At 67.6% G+C, this 17964-nt stretch carries 17 protein-coding genes; 4 read left to right on the top strand and 13 right to left on the bottom strand.

Features of this window, described 5'->3' with window-relative positions; translation table 11 throughout:
• Positions 1–72: 72 nt before the first annotated feature.
• Positions 73–1938: a lipase family protein gene (locus ABFX18_RS02745; protein WP_346057298.1), complete on the top strand. Its 1866-nt coding sequence runs from the start codon at positions 73–75 to the stop codon at positions 1936–1938.
• A 29-nt stretch (positions 1939–1967) separates the two neighbouring features.
• Here the strand turns inward: ABFX18_RS02745 and ABFX18_RS02740 are convergent, their stop codons facing one another.
• The 3 genes from ABFX18_RS02740 to ABFX18_RS02730 all read right to left on the bottom strand — a co-directional run bounded on the left by ABFX18_RS02740 (position 1968) and on the right by ABFX18_RS02730 (position 3878).
• Positions 1968–2144 (bottom strand): hypothetical protein, encoded by a 177-nt coding sequence (locus tag ABFX18_RS02740; RefSeq protein WP_346057297.1) that lies wholly within the window; start codon positions 2142–2144, stop codon positions 1968–1970.
• Between the two features lie 28 nt (positions 2145–2172).
• Positions 2173–2874 (bottom strand): DsbA family oxidoreductase, encoded by a 702-nt coding sequence (locus ABFX18_RS02735; protein WP_346057296.1) that lies wholly within the window; start codon positions 2872–2874, stop codon positions 2173–2175.
• 77 nt (positions 2875–2951) lie between these two features.
• Positions 2952–3878: a 4-(cytidine 5'-diphospho)-2-C-methyl-D-erythritol kinase gene (locus ABFX18_RS02730; protein ID WP_346057295.1), complete on the bottom strand. Its 927-nt coding sequence runs from the start codon at positions 3876–3878 to the stop codon at positions 2952–2954.
• A gap of 208 nt (positions 3879–4086) precedes the next feature.
• On the opposite strand from ABFX18_RS02730, the gene ABFX18_RS02725 reads away from it, so the two are divergent.
• Complete coding sequence (locus ABFX18_RS02725) at positions 4087–5745, top strand: MDR family MFS transporter (RefSeq protein ID WP_346057294.1); 1659 nt, start codon at positions 4087–4089, stop codon at positions 5743–5745.
• 4 nt (positions 5746–5749) lie between these two features.
• Positions 5750–6295 carry a MarR family winged helix-turn-helix transcriptional regulator gene (locus ABFX18_RS02720; RefSeq protein ID WP_346057293.1) on the top strand — a complete coding sequence of 182 codons (546 nt, stop codon included), beginning with the start codon at positions 5750–5752 and terminating at the stop codon, positions 6293–6295.
• Here the strand turns inward: ABFX18_RS02720 and rsmA are convergent.
• The 4 genes from rsmA to ABFX18_RS02700 are packed head-to-tail and all read right to left on the bottom strand — an operon-like array spanning position 6276 to position 10217.
• Positions 6276–7187 (bottom strand): 16S rRNA (adenine(1518)-N(6)/adenine(1519)-N(6))-dimethyltransferase RsmA, encoded by a 912-nt coding sequence (rsmA, locus tag ABFX18_RS02715; protein ID WP_200331637.1) that lies wholly within the window; start codon positions 7185–7187, stop codon positions 6276–6278. The genes ABFX18_RS02720 and rsmA overlap by 20 nt on opposite strands.
• Entirely contained in the window at positions 7184–8101 is a 918-nt protein-coding gene (locus ABFX18_RS02710) for a TatD family hydrolase (protein WP_346057292.1), read from the bottom strand. The genes rsmA and ABFX18_RS02710 overlap by 4 nt, the downstream gene beginning before the upstream one ends.
• On the bottom strand, positions 8098–9684 hold the full coding sequence (gene metG / locus ABFX18_RS02705; RefSeq protein ID WP_346057291.1) for a methionine--tRNA ligase: 1587 nt from the start codon (positions 9682–9684) through the stop codon (positions 8098–8100). Before metG ends, ABFX18_RS02710 begins: the two co-directional genes overlap by 4 nt.
• Before the next feature lie 56 nt (positions 9685–9740).
• Entirely contained in the window at positions 9741–10217 is a 477-nt protein-coding gene (locus ABFX18_RS02700) for an OsmC family protein (RefSeq protein ID WP_346057290.1), read from the bottom strand.
• A gap of 49 nt (positions 10218–10266) precedes the next feature.
• Here ABFX18_RS02700 and ABFX18_RS02695 point away from each other — a divergent pair, with 49 nt between their 5' ends.
• On the top strand, positions 10267–11637 hold the full coding sequence (locus tag ABFX18_RS02695; RefSeq protein WP_346057289.1) for an aminotransferase class III-fold pyridoxal phosphate-dependent enzyme: 1371 nt from the start codon (positions 10267–10269) through the stop codon (positions 11635–11637).
• Positions 11638–11680: 43 nt separating this feature from the next.
• On the opposite strand, the gene ABFX18_RS02690 is transcribed toward ABFX18_RS02695, so the two are convergent.
• The 6 genes from ABFX18_RS02690 to atpA all read right to left on the bottom strand — a co-directional run bounded on the left by ABFX18_RS02690 (position 11681) and on the right by atpA (position 17938).
• Complete coding sequence (locus tag ABFX18_RS02690; RefSeq protein WP_346057288.1) at positions 11681–12682, bottom strand: PP2C family protein-serine/threonine phosphatase; 1002 nt, start codon at positions 12680–12682, stop codon at positions 11681–11683.
• Between the two features lie 30 nt (positions 12683–12712).
• Positions 12713–13513: a YaaA family protein gene (locus ABFX18_RS02685; RefSeq protein ID WP_346057287.1), complete on the bottom strand. Its 801-nt coding sequence runs from the start codon at positions 13511–13513 to the stop codon at positions 12713–12715.
• An 82-nt stretch (positions 13514–13595) separates the two neighbouring features.
• Complete coding sequence (locus ABFX18_RS02680) at positions 13596–13853, bottom strand: F0F1 ATP synthase subunit epsilon (RefSeq protein ID WP_346057286.1); 258 nt, start codon at positions 13851–13853, stop codon at positions 13596–13598.
• A gap of 3 nt (positions 13854–13856) precedes the next feature.
• On the bottom strand, positions 13857–15317 hold the full coding sequence (gene atpD / locus ABFX18_RS02675) for a F0F1 ATP synthase subunit beta (protein WP_090150382.1): 1461 nt from the start codon (positions 15315–15317) through the stop codon (positions 13857–13859).
• A gap of 22 nt (positions 15318–15339) precedes the next feature.
• Positions 15340–16230 carry a F0F1 ATP synthase subunit gamma gene (locus tag ABFX18_RS02670; RefSeq protein WP_090150385.1) on the bottom strand — a complete coding sequence of 297 codons (891 nt, stop codon included), beginning with the start codon at positions 16228–16230 and terminating at the stop codon, positions 15340–15342.
• 79 nt (positions 16231–16309) lie between these two features.
• A complete protein-coding gene (gene atpA, locus ABFX18_RS02665; RefSeq protein WP_090150388.1) occupies positions 16310–17938 on the bottom strand; it encodes a F0F1 ATP synthase subunit alpha in 1629 nt (542 codons plus the stop codon).
• Positions 17939–17964 lie beyond the last annotated feature (26 nt).

Below are 17964 nucleotides of genomic sequence, written 5' to 3'. Positions count from 1 at the left end.
TGGCGATGTCGCGGTCGCGCAATGGATCGAGTCAGACCCGCTCCTCGCGGATCCAGCCAGGGAAGGCCGCCGGTGACATCCAGGTTCTCACGCACCGCGTCGCGAGTGCTGTTCGGTGCTGCTGCCGTCGCGCTGGGAGCGGCGCTGATCTTCGCTCCCGTCACCGTGCACGGCATCGCGATCATCACGGGGCTCGGGCTCATCAGCGTCGGGGCGGGGTCGTTCTTCCGCCCCTCGCCCGCGGCCGGAGGACCCGGGGTCGCGCCGCGGATCCCTTCGCTCACGCGACTGGTCGGCGGCGCACTCATCGCGCTCGGCGCGCTGATGGCGCTCTGGCCCGACGCGGGAGCGCCCTGGCTCGCGTTCCTCGTCGGCGCCGCGCTCGTGGTGCACGGCGCGCTCGCGCTGTGGAACGCGATCACCGGCCGCGATGGGTGGCACGCCGACGCCCGCGCCGCGGCTGCGATCATGGGTGCGGCGACGATCGTGCTCGGCGTCGTCGCCTTCTCCTGGCCGGTGCTGACGCTGACAGTCTTCAGGCTCGGACTCGCACTGTGGCTGGTCGCGGTCGGCCTGCACGCCGTCTGGGATGCCGTAGTGTGGCTGCGATCCGCCCGAGTCGGAGGTGCGCTCGAGGTCGGCGCGCCGGTTCGCGACGCATCATCCCGCAGCGGTGCGCGGCCCTCGCGACTGCGTCGATGGGCCAGAACCGTGGGCGCCGTCGCGTCGCTCGCAGCCGCCGCGCTGCTCGCCTGGGGCAGCGGCACCGTGCTCGGAGGGTCGCCGATGCCCCAGCCGGGCGCGTTCTACACGCCGCCCGCGGACGTACCGGGCGCCCCGGGTCAGCTGCTGCGCTCCGAGCCGCTCGACTCCGGGGTGCCCGAGGGCGCGCGAGCCTGGAAGATCCTGTACACGACCACGCACCCCGACGACACGCCCGCCGTCTCGAGCGGCACCGTGCTCGCCCCGGTCGAGCCGACGAAACGTCCGCTGCCCCTGCTCAGCATCGCTCACGGCACGACGGGCGTCGTAGCGCAGTGCGCGCCCTCCATGAGTGCCGCGCCGTTCTCGGACGGAGCCGGTACCGCTCTCGCCGAGATGGTCGCCCAGCACGGCTGGCTCGCCGTCACGTCCGACTACGTCGGGCTCGGCACCCGCGGCGTGCACCCCTACCTCGTCGGAGACGCGGAGGCCCGGAATGTGCTCGACGCCTCGCGAGCCGTGCAGCAGCTCGACGCCGTCACGACAACCACGGAGACGGTCGTCTGGGGCCACTCGCAGGGCGGGCAGGGCGCGCTCTGGACCGGGCAGATCGCCGAGGACTACGCGCCGGAGCTCACCGTGCGCGGGGTCGCGGCCTTCGCGCCGGCAGCCGACCTGTTCGGGCTCGCCGAGGTCGACAAGAACGACGCCGCCGGCAAGACCGTCTCCGCGTACATCGCGACGACGTGGGCGCGGCTGTACCCCGACCTCGATCTGAAATCGCAGCTCACGCCGGGATCACAGGGCCCGGTCGAGCACATCCGCTCCCTGTGCTTCAACGGCAGCGACGTGCTCGCGGCGATCCTGAGGGGGTCGCAGATCCCGAACCAGATCTTCCCCGACCGCCTGCTGAACGGCGAGTTCGGCGATCGCTTGAAGGCGCAGACGCCTGTCGGCCCGTTCCCCGCCCCGGTGCTCGTCGCTCAGGGTCGGGCGGATCCGCTCGTCCGCCCGGAGATGCAGCGCGACTGGGTCGAGGCGCGTTGCACGGACGGCGTCGACATCGACTACCGCACGTTCCCCGGCCTCAGTCACAACACCCTGGTGGCGGCGGATTCGCCGCTCACTCCGCAGATCGTGCAGTGGACGCTCGACCGCTGGGAAGGCAAGCCGGCGGCCCCGAACTGCGACGATCTTCCGGCTTCGACGCCCGATGCGGAGCAGACGCCCGGGTAGCAGGCCTCAGAAGCCCGCGCCTCATCGCTCTACGCCGCGCAGCACGACCCGCCGCAGCATGATCCGCCCGACTCGCTGTCGCCCAGCAGGTTCAGGATCTCTCGCGTCTCGGCGTCGGCGAACGATGCGGCGCCTTCGAGGCCGGTCTCCGATCCGATCGACGGTGCGTCTCCTGCGGTGGTCTCGGTGCGGTGCTGTTCAGTCATCTTGCGCTCCTTCTGAATGTGGACGAGTCTAGACCGTGCCGGCCGGCGCGTCGCCCCGCTGGAACCCGAGCACCTGGTCGAAGACGTTCGCGAACGCCTCTGCTGATTGCGCACCCGAGACCCCGTACTGCCCGTCGAGCAGGAAGAACGGAACGCCGGTGATGCCGAGCTGCCGCGCCCGCACGATGTCGCGCTGCACCGCCTCGCCGTACGCCTCGTCATCGAGCGCTGCCCGCACCTCATCGGCGTCGAGCCCCGCCTCGGCGCCGAGCCGCGCGAGCGCATCGGCGTCGGACATGTTCTCGCCCTCCGCGAAGTACGCGCGGAACAGACGCTCCTGCACCTCCGCCTGCACGCCGCGATCCCGTGCGAGGTGCAGTACTCGGTGGGCGCGCTGCGTGTTCGCGTGCTTGACGTCTCGGAACCGGAACTCGACATCCTCGGTGGCGCCGAGCTCGGTCATCTGCCCGAGCATCTGCTCGACCTGCGCTGCAGGCATGCCCTTGTGCCGCACCAGGAAGTCGATCTCGCTGCCGGAGAAGTCCAACGGGGTGTCGGGCGCGAGTTCGAAGCTGTGGCTCTCGACCTCGACTGCGACGCCGGGGTGCTGCTCGCGGAACGCGCGCACCGCGGCATCGAAGCGGTGCTTGCCGAGATAGCACCAGGGGCAGGCGATGTCGGACCAGATATCGACGCGGATCGTCTCGCCCGCTGGCAGTGTTTCATTCACACACGGTGCAGCGCCGAGCGGGTCGCGCGTATTCCCGCGGAGGATCAGCAGGATGTCGAGCGTCGCGGCGATCCCGCTCAGATGACGCGCGCGCCGGGCACTGGCCCCGACACGATGAGCGCCCGGAAGCCGCGCCGGCCGAGCACCGCACGCACTTCGGCCGCCTCCTGCGGCGTGCCGACGAGGAACGCGATGGTCGGGCCGGATCCGGACACGATTCCCGCCAGGGCGCCCCGCGACTCCCCCAGTTCGAGGATCTCGGTGAGCTCAGGGGCGAGCTTGAGCGCCGCGACCTGCAGATCGTTGTGCATCGCGTCCGCGAGGGAGTCGGCATCGCCGACGCGCACCGCCTGCAGCACCGCCGTCTCCACTTTCACGAGATCGGGTTGCGGGCCGAGTGCGCTGGCGTGACGGTCGCGGTGCTCGTCGAGCGTCCGGTACACGACCGGCGTGCTGAGCCCCGAGTCGGAGAGCGCGAGCACCCAGTGGAAGTCGCCCTTCGCGAGGGCCGGACTGAGTTCATCGCCTCGTCCGGTGCCGACGGCGGTGCCGCCTTCGAGCGCGAACGGCACGTCCGCTCCCAGTTCAGCGGCGAGCGGGAGGAGGCCTCCGCGGCCGAGGCCCGTGCCCCACAGTTCATCGCAGGCGACGAGCGTCGCAGCCGCATCGGCGGAGCCGCCGCCCATGCCGCCAGCGATAGGCACGCGCTTGAGCACGGTGAGCGCGACGCCGCCCGCGTATCCCGTGCGCTGCGCCAAGAGCTTCGCCGCCGCGATCGCGAGATTCGAGTCGTCGCGCGGGAGCCCGGAGGCGTCAACGGGACCGACGAACTGGATCGAGAAGTCGTCGGCGGCGACGGCGGTGACCTCTTCGAAGAGCGACACGGCCTGGTACAGCGAGGCCACGTCGTGGTACCCGTCGTGCTGCAGCGCGCCCACGCGGAAGAACACGTTGATCTTCCCTGGCGCGCGCACCGTGACCGGGCCCCCTCGGCTCCTACCCATGGTCCTACGCTAGCGCAAGCGCGGGCGCCGGTCGGACGTGCGTGTCACACTCGTTCGTTAGTTGACAACGGTCAACCAAGTGGTATGGTTGATCTTCGTCAACTGTTGACTTGCATCAACCGATGCTCTCACGCTCACAGCACTCCGCAGCACACAGAATCAGGAACCAATGTCTCTCCCCGCATCCGCACCCACGGAACCGCCGAAGATGACGCATCGCCAGGTCCTCGAGGCGCTCTCAGGGCTCCTCCTCGGCATGTTCGTCTCCATGCTGGCCTCGACCGTCGTGTCGAGCTCGCTGCCCGTCATCATCCACGACCTCAAGGGCGATCAGGCCGCGTACACCTGGGTCGTCACCGCGACACTGCTCACCACCGCGATCTCGACGCCGATCTGGGGCAAGCTCTCCGATCTCTTCAATCGCAAGCTCCTGTTCCAACTCGCGATCGGCATCTTCGTGCTCGCGACGGCCGCGGCCGGGTTCTCGCAGGACCCCGGCACGATGATCGCCTTCCGCGCGGTGCAGGGCATCGGCGCGGGCGGACTCGCAGCCCTCAGCCAGGTCATCATGGCCGACATCATCAGCCCGCGCGAGCGCGGACGCTACATGGGCCTCTTCGGGGCCGTCATGGCGCTCTCGACCGTCGGCGGTCCGCTGCTCGGCGGCGTCATCACCGATTCGATCAACTGGCGATGGAACTTCTTCGTCGCACTGCCGTTCGCCGTCGCAGCGCTGTTCATCGTGCAGAAGACCCTGCACCTGCCCAAGCGTCCGCGCAAGCGCACCAGCATCGACTACTTCGGCATCGTGCTCCTCTCCGTGTCGGTATCGCTGCTGCTCATCTGGGTGACCAACGCCGGGCGCGACTACGACTGGTGGAGCCTGACGACCATCCTGATGGTCGGCGGCGCCCTCGTCGCCGCGACGCTGTTCATCATCGTCGAACTGCGCTCCAAAGAACCCCTCGTGCCGCTGACGCTCTTCCGCAGCCGCACGTTCACGCTCGCCGTCGTCGCCTCGATCGCCACCGGCATCGCCATGTTCGGCTCGTCCGTGTTCCTGAGCCAGTACATGCAGCTCTCGCGCGGGGCCACCCCGACGCAGGCGGGCGTCATGACGATCCCCATGATCGCCGGCCTCCTGCTCGCCTCGATCGGCGTCGGCGGCCTCATCACGAAGTACGGCAAGTGGAAGCCGTACCTGATCGTCGGGGCCGTGCTGCTGATCGCCGGCTCGACGATGCTCTCGACCATCCATTACGACACGAACTTCGCTCTGGTTTCCCTGTACATGTTCCTGCTCGGCGCCGGCGTCGGCATGACGATGCAGAACCTGGTGCTCGTCGTGCAGAACACCGCGGATCCCGCGCAGATCGGCGTATCAAGTTCGGGTGTCACGTTCTTCCGCAGTCTCGGTGGCACCATCGGCGTCTCAGTGATGGGTGCAGCGCTGGCGGCCCGCGTGAGCGACCTCATGGGATCGGAATCCATCCTTCGCAAGATGGCCACCGCGGTCCAGTCGCTCGGCGAAGAGGGCATCGCCGTCGCGCAGCAGCTGAAGTCGGGGGCTCTGCCAGAGGTCTCGACGATGCCGCACGCGATCAGGATCATCGTCGAAGACGTCTACGCGCAGGGCATCTCGCACTCCTTCCTCATCGCCGTGCCGTTCGCGGTGCTCAGCCTCATCGCGATCATCTTCCTGCCGAACACCCCGCTCACGAGCATGACGAACAGCGAGCGTGCGCACGCATCCGAGGCGGACTTCGCCACAGTGTCGACCTCGGAGGGCATGGGGGTGCTGACCGCGACCGGAGGCATCCCCGTGGTCGAGGACGACGACGCTCCGAACCGGCCGTCGGAGAAGTAACGACATGTCGTCACCCACGCGTCCGGCTTCCGCGGCTTCCGCGGCTCCCGCTGCGCCCTCCTCGGCTTCCGAGCGCGAGAACCGCAGTGGAAGCCCCGCGGGCGACCCGCGCACGCAGGCCTTCGAGGCGCTCGAGCGGGAGTTCGAGCTCATCTTCACTCAGTTCCGCCGGTCGGCGATGGCGAATGCGTCGCAGGTGAGCGAGGGGATGCTCCCCGGCGCCTACAAGGTGCTGACGACGATCTCCCGCGTCGGGAGTGCAACGCTCTCCGAACTCACCGAGATACTGCTCACCGACAAGGGGCAGATGAGCCGCACGATCCGCGATCTCGACGAGCGAGGCCTCATCGACCGCGCGCCGGACCCGAGCGACGGCCGGTCGATCCGCATTTCAGTGAGCGAGTTCGGGACGCAGCGTCTCGCGATGACTCGGGGCGAGAAGGAGCACGAGCTCCGCGACGCGATGGGACGTTGGACCGTCAGCGACATCGTGCGGTTCACCGGGCTCCTGCACGCTCTCTCGCTCGGCCTTACTCCCCGGACTCCGTAGCACTGGCTGCCGCGCGGGCGATCGCGAGGAACTCGTCGATCGCGAGTTCCTCCGCCCGCGCTGCGGGGTTCGACCCTGCTGCCGTGATCACGCCCACGGTGCGATCGAACCCTCCCAGCACCGGCTGCAGGGCTTGACGCAGCATCTTCCGGCGCTGCGCGAATGCCGCGTTGACGAGCTCGAAGGTCAGACGCCGCTCGGCCTCGGTGCCGCGAGGCTCGTCTCGACGCTCGTATCCCACGAGCACGGAGTCGACGCCGGGCACGGGCCAGAAGATCTTGCGGCTCACGGTGCCGGCGATGCGCCACGGACCGTACCAGGCCGCTTTCGCGCTCGGCGATCCGTACTCCTTCGAGCCGGGCTGCGCGGCGATGCGGTACCCCACTTCGGCCTGCACCATCACGAGGCCGCCGCGCAGGTCGGGGAGCAATTCGAGCAGATGCATCAGGATCGGCACCGATACGTTGTACGGAAGATTCGCCACGAGCTTCGTGGGCGCCGCGTCGGCCGCGAAATCCTCGGCGGTGACGTCGAGCGCATCACTGCGCACCACACTCAGACGCGGGCGCTCCGCATCCGCGAAGACCTCCGGCTGCATCGCAGCCACCGTCGCCGGGAGCTCGGCGGCGAGCCGGTGATCGATCTCCACAGCGGTGACGCCCGCGCCGGTTTCGGTCAGTCCGAGCGTCAGAGAACCGAGCCCGGGTCCGATCTCCACCACGCGCTCCCCCCGCTGCACGCCGGCGAGCCGCACGATCTTGCGCACCGTGTTCGGGTCGATGACGAAGTTCTGCCCGAGCTTCTTCGTCGGCGAGACGCCGAGTCGCTCGGCGAGCTCGCGCACCTGCGCCGGACCGAGCAGCGCAGGCGCTTCGCGGTTCTCGTCGCTCACGAAGTCGCCTCAGCTGGTTCGAGCTGCCACGATCCGTACACGCGTTCCGTGTTGGCGGCGATGAGCGCGCACACCTCATCGAGGGGGCGCTCGAGGGTCTCCGCCAGGCGCCGCACCGTGTAGGGCAGCAGGTACGGCGCGTTCGGCCGCCCGCGATAGGGTTCCGGCGTCAAGAACGGGGCGTCGGTCTCCATCAGCAGGAGCTCTGGCTTCGCGACGGCGATCGCCTCGCGGAGCACCGGCGCGTTCTTGAAGGTCGAGGGTCCGGCCACCGACACGTACCAGCCGTGGTCGTTGCAGATCTTCGCGAGACGCGCATCGCCCGAGAAGCAGTGGAACACCGTGCGCTCGGGTGCGCCCACGCGGATCAGGGTGGCCACGACCTCGTCGTGGGCATCGCGATCGTGGATCTGCAAGGCGATGCCGTTCGCCTTGGCGATCTCGATGTGCGCCTCGAACGATTCGATCTGCGCGTCCCGGCCGTCCTCGCCAGTTCTGAAGAAGTCGAGCCCGGTCTCGCCGATCGCGCGCACGCGCGGCTGAGCTGCGAGTCGGGCGATCTCGGAGAGCTGCGCGTGCAGCAGCCCCAGCTCAGCGACGCGCGGCGCCTCGTTCGGGTGGAGTGCGACCGCGGCCAGCACGCGCGCGTCGCTCGCCGCCAGTTGCGCGCTCCACCGGCTCGTCTCGAGATCCGTTCCGACCTGCACGACTCCCTGCACGCCGACTGCAGCGGCACGCGCCAGCGACTCGAGCGGGTCGAGCCGATCCACACCGTCCTCGAACTCGAGGTGGGTGTGGTTGTCGTATACGGGCAGCGGCAGGGGCTCCGGGGCCGCGGGCCGCGTGAGGTCCCGCCCCTCCGACTTGCGCTTGCGGAGCCCGCCCTCGGGAACCGCTGCAGCAGCCTGACTCACTTGCCCGTCTCGTCGGCTTCGATCCGCGGGAACAGCACCGCGAGCGGCTGCTGCTCGGTGCCCGGCGCAAGCTTGCCCCAGACGGCCGCATCGCGGAGCGGCTGCTCGTCGAGTGCGCCGAGCACGGACTCGGCGCCGAGCGCTGCCCACAGCTTGTCGGTCGCGAGCGGCACCACCGGAGCGAGGAGCTCGGCGAGCACGCGCAGCCCTTCGGTCGCCGTGTAGAGCACGGTGCCGAGACGCGCGCGCTGCCCCGGATCCTTCGCGAGCACCCAGGGCTCCTGCTCGGTGATGTACCCGTTCAGCGCGTCGACGAGCTCCCAGATCGCGGCGATCGCCTCGTGGATCGCGAACGCATCCATGCGCTCGTCGGCTCGCGCTGCCGCCGATGCCGCGAGTTCGCGAATCGCCTCGTCCGCAGGCGCTTCGTCGGCCGCCTCCGGCACTCGCGACTCGAAGTACTTCGCGTTCATCGCGAGTACCCGGCTCGCGAGGTTGCCGAAACCGTTCGCGAGTTCGGCCTGGTAACGTGCCGCGAGGTCCTCCCAGCTGAACGAACCGTCGTGCCCGAAGGAGATCGCTCGCATGAAGTAGTAGCGGAACGCGTCCGAGCCGAACGTATCGGTGATCTCGTTCGGCGCGATGCCGGTGAGCTTCGACTTCGACATCTTCTCGCCACCCACGAGCAGCCAGCCGTGGGCGAAGACGTGGTTGGGCACCTCGAGCCCCGCTGCCATGAGCATCGCCGGCCAGATCACCGCGTGGAAACGCAGGATGTCTTTGCCGACGAGATGGTTCGCCGGCCACCGGCGCGCGAACTCCTCATCGTCCTGGCCGTAGCCGATGGCTGTGACGTAGTTCAGCAGCGCGTCGAACCAGACGTAGGTGACGTGCGATGCGTCCCACGGGATCGGAATACCCCAGTCGAAGGAGGTGCGGGAGATCGACAGGTCCTCGAGTCCCTGCTGCACGAACGCGATGACCTCGTTTCGCGCGCTGGCCGGTTGCACGAAGTCGGGCCGCTCCTCGTAGAGCGCGAGCAGACGATCCTGGAAGGCGCTCATCTTGAAGAAGTAGTTCTTCTCCTGCAGCAGCTCCAGGGGCTTGGAGTGGATGGCGCAGACCTTCTGACCCGCGAACTCGCCGGTGCCGTCGACGATCTCACTCTTGGGCTTGAACTCCTCGCACCCGACGCAGTAGAGCGCTTCAAACTCCCCCGCGTAGACGTGGCCGTCGTCGTGCAGCTTCTGCAGGAACTTCGCGACGCCGGCCTCATGGCGCGCGTCGGTCGTGCGGATGAAGTCGTCGTTGGAGATGTCGATCAGATCGAGCAGCGGCTTCCAGGCCGACTCGACCAGCCGATCCGCCCACTCCTTCGGGGCGACGCCGTTCGCCGTCGCGGTGCGCAAGATCTTCTGACCGTGCTCGTCCGTGCCCGTGAGGAACCAGGTGTCGTCCCCGGCCTGACGGTGCCAGCGAGCGAGCACATCGGCGGCCACTTCGGTGTAGGCGTGCCCGATGTGCGGGGCGTCATTGACGTAGAAGATGGGGGTCGTCAAGTAGAACGAGGAGGGGTTGGCCATGGGTTCCATTGTATTGGGAACCGGGAGCTGAGCTGGTCGCGCGACGTCGCCCGGCCTCACTCCCCCGCGGCGACCGCGATCTCCGGCTCGTGCCGCACCGGGAAGTTCACCGAGCTCGCGATGAAGCACGCTCTGAAGGCGTCTGCGTGCGCCGCCCGCGCCGCGTCGACCATGCCGGACGCGGCAACGGTGACGTGCGGACGCAGGATGACCTCTTCGAAGGCTCCGCCGATCCCCTGCTGCCGCATCACGCCGGTCGCGGCGTCGCTGTACGCGACGACGACGACCCCGGCGCGCACAGCCATGTGCAGGTAGGAGAGCATATGGCACTGAGCGAGCGCGGTGACGAGGAGCTCCTCCGGGTTCCACCGGTCGCGGTCACCGTGAAAGGTGGGATCCGCCGAGCCCTCGAGGGGAGCCTTCCCATCGGCGTGGATCAGCAGCTCGCGCCCGTACGCGCGATACCCGCTCGTGCCGGTGCCGCGGTTGCCCGTCCACTCGACACCGACGCGGTACTCGTGCAGATCCTTCATGACCCCACTCTAAACGGTGTCGCAGTGCCCCGAGAGTAGGATCGAGACCATGAGTTCAGCGACCAGCGCCGTAGCCGTCAGCACCGAATCTTCAGTTCCTCAGGAGCGTCTCGTACGCACCGAGATCCCCGGGCCCCGTTCGAAGGAGATCCACGAGCGGCGACGGGCAGTCGTGCCTCCCGGTGTGCACAGCGTGCTCCCCGTGTACATCGAGCGCGCGCACGACTCGATCCTCATCGATGTCGACGGCAATCAGATCATCGACGTCTGCGGCGGCATCGGCGTCACCACGATCGGGCACACTGATGATCGCGTCGTCGCGGCGGCGACCGCCCAGCTGCAGAACGTCACCCACACGCTCTTCACGATGACCCCGTACGAACCCTACGTGCAGGTCGCCGAGCATCTCGCGAAACACGTCCCGGGGTCGACGGCGAGCGCTCCGTACAAGACACTGCTCATGAATTCGGGGGCCGAAGCAGTCGAGAACGGCGTCAAGATCGCACGCAAGTTCACGGGACGGCCGGGGGTCGCCGTGCTCGAGCACGCCTACCACGGTCGCACGCTCCTCACGAGCAGCATGAATCACAAGGCTGCGCCGTACGCGCTCGGGTACGGCCCGCGAGTCGGCGACATCTACAAGGCGCCGAACTCCTACCCGTTGCACGACGGACTCACCGGCGCAGAGGCCGCCGCGCGCACGATCGCCTACCTCGAGAAGCAGGCCGGGGCATCCGACCTCGCATGCCTCGTGGTCGAGCCGGTCCAGGGTGAAGGCGGCTTCATCGTGCCAGCCGACGGCTTCCTCCCGGCACTCGCCGAGTGGTGCCGCGCCAACGGCATCGTCTTCATCGCCGATGAGGTGCAGGCGGGGATGGCGCGCACCGGCACGGTCTTCTCGATCGAGCAGTTCGACGTCGTGCCCGACATCGTGCTCTCGGCCAAGGGCATCGCCGGCGGCCTGCCGCTCGCGGGGATCACGGGCCGGGCCGACATCATGGACCAGTCGCAGCCGGGCGGACTCGGAGGAACCTTCGGCGGCAATCCAGTGTCGTGCGCGGCCGCCGTCGCCGTCTTCGAGCAGATCGAATCGCTCGGCCTGCTCGGCGAGGCCCGACGCATCGAGTCCTCCTTCGGGGCCGGCCTGCGCGAGCTTCAGGAACGCTTCCCCGCGATCGCCGAGGTGCGCGGCATGGGGGCGATGCTCGCCATCGAGGTGACGAAGCCCGGCACGCTCGAACCCGACGCCGATCTCGTCGCTCGAGTCATCGACGCGGCCGCGCAACGGGGGGTGCTGCTGCTGAGCAGCGGCGTGCACAATCAGGCGATTCGCTTCCTGCCCTCGTTGAAGATGAGTGACGCACTCATCGCCGACGTCATGTCCGTGCTGCAGGAGTCGTTCTCAGTCGCGAGCTCGTAGGGGCCCGCGGCGGCGCGCCCCTACGAGCGCTGAGCCGCAGCGCTCAGCGTTCTTCCGGGCGGGGCGTGCTCGGCGCATCGGGGAGGATCACGGGCTCGACGTCATCGCAGTCCTCCTCGTCCTGGGCGTCCCGGCTCGGCGTGTGCACCGGAGCCGGTGTCACTGCCGCCGCAGCGCGGCTCCGGTCGCCCTCGGAGCATACGCTCTCCGTGTGGTCCGAGAGATCGATGCCGGATCCCTCGATGCTTCCAGTGTCAACCACATCGCCGACCGCGTGCACATCGATGACGACGACGGTCACATTGTCGCGGCCCGCGTTCTCGAGCGCGTGCCGAACGAGCGAGCGGGCGGCGGCCTCCGCGGTAACCTCCGTCGCGAGGAAGTGCTGGATCCCGACGTCAGTCAGTTCCTTGGTCAACCCATCGGAGCAGATGAGCAGCCGCTGACCCGGGATGAGCGCCAGCGACGTGTAGTCGGGAATGGGCGCCTCGTTGAATCCGACGGCGCGCGTGATGACGTTGGCGTGCGGGTGCACCTCCGCCTCTTCCTCGGTGATCGCGCCGGTATCGATGAGGTGCTGCACGACCGAGTGATCCACGGTGATCTGGCTCAGCGCACCCTTGAAGTACTGGTAGACGCGGGAGTCGCCGATGTTGAAGACCTTCCACGTCGGCTCGGGATCCGTGCCGAGCACGACTCCGGTCACCGTCGTGCCTGCTCCGAGTTCCGTGTCACCGGCGTCAAGCTCGATGTCGTCGACGGCGTCTCCGAGCGTCTCGTCGATGTCTTGCTCGCTCACCAGGTCTTTGCCGCCGAGTTCGGCGAGACGTCGAACGACCGCTGCCGAGGCGATCTCTCCGGCGGAGTGACCGCCCATCCCGTCAGCGATCGCGAACACCGGCGGGGCCGTCACGTAGCTGTCTTGATTGTTCTCTCGACGGCGCCCGACGTCCGTCATTGCGAACCACGAGAGCTCGAGTTCGAGATCGCCTCCGGCACGATAGTTCAGCCGTCGCCGAACTCCGTTCTCTCCGCGAGCCGTCACAGCTTCCCTCTCATAGACACCCGAGCCATATTACCCTGCATCCGCTTGCCGCGATGCGGTCATGCCCGGAGCACCGAGCCGCGTGACGAGCGTGAGGGTCCGCTCGTCGGTGTCGGCGTGCAGCTCGAGCCCTGCCGACGAGCCCCAGCTGAGGAGCGCGTCCATGTCTGAAACGGCGGCCTGATCGCTCGCGAGGCGCCGCACCAGATCGCCTTTCCCGGCCTTGTTGAAGTGGTTCAGGGCGCGTACCTCGCCGTCCGCGCTGCGCTGCGCGACATGCACGAACCACCCGATACCGTCCGGGAGCGGGGCGAGAGCTGCGTAATCCTGTGAGCGGAGATCGAGCACCAGGCCGGGGGCGTCATCCCACGAGATGGCAGCGTGTGCGCCGCTCCACAGTCGTTTCAGCGGCATGGCGAGCTCCGGCAAACGCGAGCTCGCGGAGAGTCTGTACGCGGGAATCTCATCCCCCGCACCGATCAAGCCGAAGAGCGCGGACTGCACAGCGACGTGATCGTCGAGCCACTTCCGGGACGCCGGATCGAGCGTGGCGACATCGAGGGCGTCGTACAGCACTCCCGTGTACCGCTCGATCGCAGGCAGCACGCCGCTCTCACCCAGTCGGCGGTTGTGCGCGAGCTCGGCGCGGTTCTTCACCCCGAGCTTCAGCGCCTTCGCTGCCGCCGCCTCGTCGCTGCTCAGCGATTCGAGGGCTTCGCGCACGCGCCGCCGGAACTCGGCGAGCTCGTCAGCGAATCGGAGCCGTGCTGGGTCGAACGCGCCGGCGCCGCCGGGCCGCTTCGTCTCAGATGGCGGAAGCAGGAGGAACATGCGTACCTTTCGTGCACTGCACGAACGAACGGCCGATCAGTCCCCGTGGAGGGCATGACCGGCCGTTCGCTGGTGTTGGGGACTACGCTACGGAGGCGCGTCCCGCGACAATGGTGATGGTGTCGTGGTCGACGGAGAGGAACCCGCCCTCCGCCTCGACGGCGACCTTCTCGCCGCCAGCGGTGGTCACGCGCACCTCGCCCTTCGCCAGCAGCGCGAGCAGGGGCTCGTGGCCGCTGAGGATACCGATCTCGCCCTCGACCGTTTTCGCGATGACCTGGGAGGCTTCACCCGCCCAGACCTGACGCTCGGCCGAGACGACGCTCACGTTCAGCGCCATCGTTTAGGCCAGATCCTTCTGCATCTTCGCCCAGTTCTCCTCGACATCGTTGATGCCGCCGACGTTGAAGAACGCCTGCTCCGCAACGTGGTCGAACTCGCCCTTGGCGATGGCATCGAACGACTCGATGGTCTCCTTGAGCGGAACCGTCGATCCCTCGACACCGGTGAACTTCTTCGCCATGTAGGTGTTCTGCGAGAGGAACTGCTGGATGCGACGCGCGCGCGACACGGTGATCTTGTCTTCCTCGGAGAGCTCGTCGACACCCAGGATCGCGATGATCTCCTGGAGTTCCTTGTTCTTCTGCAGGATGGCCTTGACCGTGGTGGCGACGCGGTAGTGATCCTCGCCCAAGTAGCGGGGGTCGAGGATGCGCGAGGTCGACGTCAGCGGATCGATCGCCGGGTAGAGACCCTTCGATGCGATCTCGCGCGACAGCTCGGTCGTCGCGTCGAGGTGCGCGAAGGTCGTCGCCGGAGCCGGGTCGGTGTAATCGTCGGCGGGGACGTAGATCGCCTGCAGCGAGGTGATCGAGTGACCGCGCGTCGAGGTGATGCGCTCCTGGAGCACACCCATCTCGTCTGCGAGGTTCGGCTGGTAGCCCACAGCGGAGGGCATACGGCCGAGCAGCGTCGAGACCTCGGAACCGGCCTGGGTGAAGCGGAAGATGTTGTCGATGAAGAGCAGCACGTCCTGCTTCTGCACATCGCGGAAGTACTCCGCCATGGTCAGCGCCGAGAGGGCGACGCGAAGACGCGTTCCCGGCGGCTCGTCCATCTGGCCGAACACGAGCGCGGTCTTGTCGAAGACGCCCGCTTCTTCCATCTCGTGGATGAGGTCGTTGCCCTCACGGGTGCGCTCGCCGACGCCCGCGAACACCGACACACCGCCGTGATCCTGCGCGACGCGCTGAATCATCTCCTGGATGAGGACGGTCTTGCCGACACCGGCGCCGCCGAACAGGCCGATCTTTCCACCCTGCACGTAGGGCGTGAGGAGGTCGATCGACTTGATGCCGGTCTCGAAGAGCTCCGTCTTCGACTCGAGCTGGTCGAACGCCGGCGGGGTGCGGTGGATGCCCCAGCGCTCGGTGATCTCGATGGTCTCACCCTCGGGGAGGTTGAGCACATTACCCGAGACGTCGAACACCTTGCCCTTGGTGATGTCGCCGACGGGCACGCTGATGGGGCCTGCCGTGTCGAACACTTCCTGGCCACGGACGAGACCGTCGGTGGGCTTCAGAGCGATGGCGCGGACGAGGTTGTCTCCGAGGTGCTGTGCGACCTCGAGAACGAGCTTCGAGGACGCGGTGCCGTCACCGAAGTCGACGCTCGTCTCGAGAGCGTTGTAAACGGCGGGAATCGCATCGTGGGGGAACTCGATGTCGACGACGGGCCCGGTGACTCGAGCGATCCGCCCGACAACCTTGGTGGCCTCAGTCGCCACTGCGGCGGTTTCGGTCATGATTCTCTCTCTTCGTGCTGTTTTAACCGGACAGCGCGTCAGCGCCGCCCACGATCTCGGAAATCTGCTGGGTGATCTCCGCCTGGCGCGCGTTGTTCGCGAGGCGGGTGTAATCCCGGATCAGCGTGTCGGCGTTATCACTTGCGGACTTCATCGCCTTCTGCGTCGCAGCATGCTTCGCTGCGGCCGACTCGAGCATCGCGTTGTAGACGCGCGACTCGATGTAGGCGGGAAGCAGGCGGTCGAGCACGGTGTCTGCATCCGGCTCGAACTCGTACAAGGCTTCCGGTGCATCGGTTGCCTCGGCTACGCCCTCGACGATCTGCAGGGGCAGCAGCCGGTGCACCTGGGGCACCTGGCTGACCATGCTGATGAGGCGGTTGTAGACGAGGTGGATCTCTTGCGCTCCGCCTTCAGCAGCGGGGCGCCCGAAGATCTCGAGCAGCGCTTCAGCGACTTCGCTGCCGGTCTCGAACGTCGGATTCTCGGTGTCGCCCGTCCACACGCGCTCGGAGGCGCGGCGGCGGAACGAGAAGTACCCCTGGGCCTTGCGGCCGATCAGGTAGTACACGACGTCCTTGCCCTCGCTGCGGAGCAACTCGCTCAGCTCCTCGGCTTCGCGCAGCACCTGCGAGTTGAAGGCGCCTGCGAGGCCGCGGTCCGAAGTGAAGATGACGACCGCTGCGCGCTCGACCTTCTCAGCCTCGGTGAGCAGCGGATGGTCGGAATTCGAGTGCGTGGCGACGGCAGAAACCGCGCGTGTGATCGCGGTGGTGTACGGCGTCGAAGCTTCGACGCGCGCCTTCGCCTTCTGGATGCGAGATGCCGCGATCAGCTCCATCGCACGGGTGATCTTCTTGGTCGTCTGGGCAGAACGAATTTTCTGCCGGTAGACCCGAAGTTGCGCTCCCATGTCTCTCCTGTAGTGGTTGGGGCTGGCTGGTGATCAAGGTTCGGGGTGGGCGGGGACGATCGTCCCCGCCCACTGATCCCTACTTCTTGTTGACGACCAGCTGCTCCTGCTGGATCTCGGCTTCGTCGATCGCGTCGAACTGCTCGGCCAGGCTCTGACCGCTCGACGTGCGGAACTCGCTCGTGAACTTGCCGATCTGGCTTTCGAGCTCGGCGACAGTCTCGTCGGCGAGGACGTTCGTCGTGCGGAGCGTGCCCAGCACCTCGGAGTTGCGTCCGAGGTAGTCGAGGAACTCGCGCTCGAAGCGGAGGATGTCCTCCACCGGAACGTCATCCATGAAGCCCTTGGTACCCGCCCAGATCGACACGGTCTGCTCTTCGACCGGGTACGGGGTGTACTGGGGCTGCTTGAGGAGCTCGGTGAGGCGCGCACCGCGGGCGAGCTGCCTGCGGCTGGTCGGATCGAGATCCGACGCGAACATCGCGAACGCCTCGAGCGCACGGTACTGAGCGAGCTCGAGCTTCAACGTACCCGAGACCTTCTTGATCGACTTCACCTGAGCGTCGCCGCCCACGCGCGACACCGAGATGCCGACGTCGACCGCGGGACGCTGGTTCGAGTTGAACAGGTCGGACTGCAGGAAGATCTGGCCGTCGGTGATCGAGATCACGTTGGTCGGGATGTAGGCCGAGACGTCGTTGGCCTTCGTCTCGATGATCGGCAGACCGGTCATCGAACCAGCGCCCAGCTCGTCGGAGAGCTTCGCGCACCGCTCCAGCAGACGGGAGTGGAGGTAGAAGACGTCACCCGGGTATGCCTCGCGCCCCGGCGGACGACGCAGCAGCAGCGATACCGCGCGGTAGGCCTCAGCCTGCTTCGACAGATCGTCGAAGATGATGAGGACGTGCTTGCTCGCGTACATCCAGTGCTGGCCGATGGCCGAGCCGGTGTAGGGGGCGAGGTACTTGTAACCAGCGGGATCCGAAGCCGGGGATGCCACGATGGTCGTGTACTCCATCGCTCCGGCGTCTTCGAGCGCGCCCTTCACCGAAGCGATGGTCGAGCCCTTCTGACCGATCGCGACGTAGATGCAACGCACCTGCTTCGAGATGTCGCCCGATTCCCAGTTCGCCTTCTGGTTGATGATCGTGTCGATCGCGAGGGCGGTCTTGCCGGTCTGACGGTCGCCGATGATGAGCTGGCGCTGGCCACGGCCGACGGGAATCATGGCGTCGATCGCCTTGATGCCGGTCTGCAGAGGCTCGTGCACCGACTTGCGCTGCATGACGCCGGGCGCCTGGAGCTCGAGGGCGCGACGGCCTTCGATTCCGGTGATCTCGCCGAGTCCGTCGATGGGCTTGCCGAGCGGGTCGACGACGCGGCCGAGGTAGCCCTCGCCAACGGGAACGGAGAGCACCTCGCCGGTGCGGGTGACCTGCTGGCCCTCTTCGATGCCGGTGAACTCACCGAGCACCACCACACCGATCTCGTTCTCTTCCAGGTTCTGCGCGAGACCCAGGGTGCCGTCCGCGAAGCGAATCAGTTCGTTCGCCATCACGCCCGGGAGTCCCTCGACGTGCGCGATGCCGTCAGCGGCGTCGACGACCGTGCCGACCTCGGTCTTGCCAGCCTCGGTGGGCTCGTACGACGCTGCGAAGTCCTTCAGCGCGTTACGGATCTCATCCGGGCTGATTGAGAGTTCTGCCATTTCGTTTCCTCTGTCTGTTCCGGAAG

Source organism: Leucobacter alluvii (assembly GCF_039530485.1).
Classification (GTDB): Bacteria; Actinomycetota; Actinomycetes; order Actinomycetales; family Microbacteriaceae; genus Leucobacter; species Leucobacter alluvii.
Note: the sequence above shows the minus strand (reverse complement) of the source record. Positions and strands in the feature narration are given on the sequence as shown.

Excerpts from the sequence above, each read along its gene's own strand:
- ABFX18_RS02695 (WP_346057289.1), top strand. The coding sequence starts at position 10,267 with ATGAGTTCAGCGACCAGCGCCGTAGCCGTCAGCACCGAATCTTCAGTT.
- ABFX18_RS02720 (WP_346057293.1), top strand. The coding sequence starts at position 5,750 with ATGTCGTCACCCACGCGTCCGGCTTCCGCGGCTTCCGCGGCTCCCGCT.
- ABFX18_RS02730 (WP_346057295.1), bottom strand. The coding sequence starts at position 3,878 with ATGGGTAGGAGCCGAGGGGGCCCGGTCACGGTGCGCGCGCCAGGGAAG.
- ABFX18_RS02685 (WP_346057287.1), bottom strand. The coding sequence starts at position 13,513 with ATGTTCCTCCTGCTTCCGCCATCTGAGACGAAGCGGCCCGGCGGCGCC.
- ABFX18_RS02700 (WP_346057290.1), bottom strand. The coding sequence starts at position 10,217 with ATGAAGGATCTGCACGAGTACCGCGTCGGTGTCGAGTGGACGGGCAAC.
- atpA (WP_090150388.1), bottom strand. The coding sequence starts at position 17,938 with ATGGCAGAACTCTCAATCAGCCCGGATGAGATCCGTAACGCGCTGAAG.
- ABFX18_RS02725 (WP_346057294.1), top strand. The coding sequence starts at position 4,087 with ATGACGCATCGCCAGGTCCTCGAGGCGCTCTCAGGGCTCCTCCTCGGC.
- ABFX18_RS02740 (WP_346057297.1), bottom strand. The coding sequence starts at position 2,144 with ATGACTGAACAGCACCGCACCGAGACCACCGCAGGAGACGCACCGTCG.
- ABFX18_RS02680 (WP_346057286.1), bottom strand. The coding sequence starts at position 13,853 with ATGGCGCTGAACGTGAGCGTCGTCTCGGCCGAGCGTCAGGTCTGGGCG.
- atpD (WP_090150382.1), bottom strand. The coding sequence starts at position 15,317 with ATGACCGAAACCGCCGCAGTGGCGACTGAGGCCACCAAGGTTGTCGGG.
- metG (WP_346057291.1), bottom strand. The coding sequence starts at position 9,684 with ATGGCCAACCCCTCCTCGTTCTACTTGACGACCCCCATCTTCTACGTC.
- ABFX18_RS02670 (WP_090150385.1), bottom strand. The coding sequence starts at position 16,230 with ATGGGAGCGCAACTTCGGGTCTACCGGCAGAAAATTCGTTCTGCCCAG.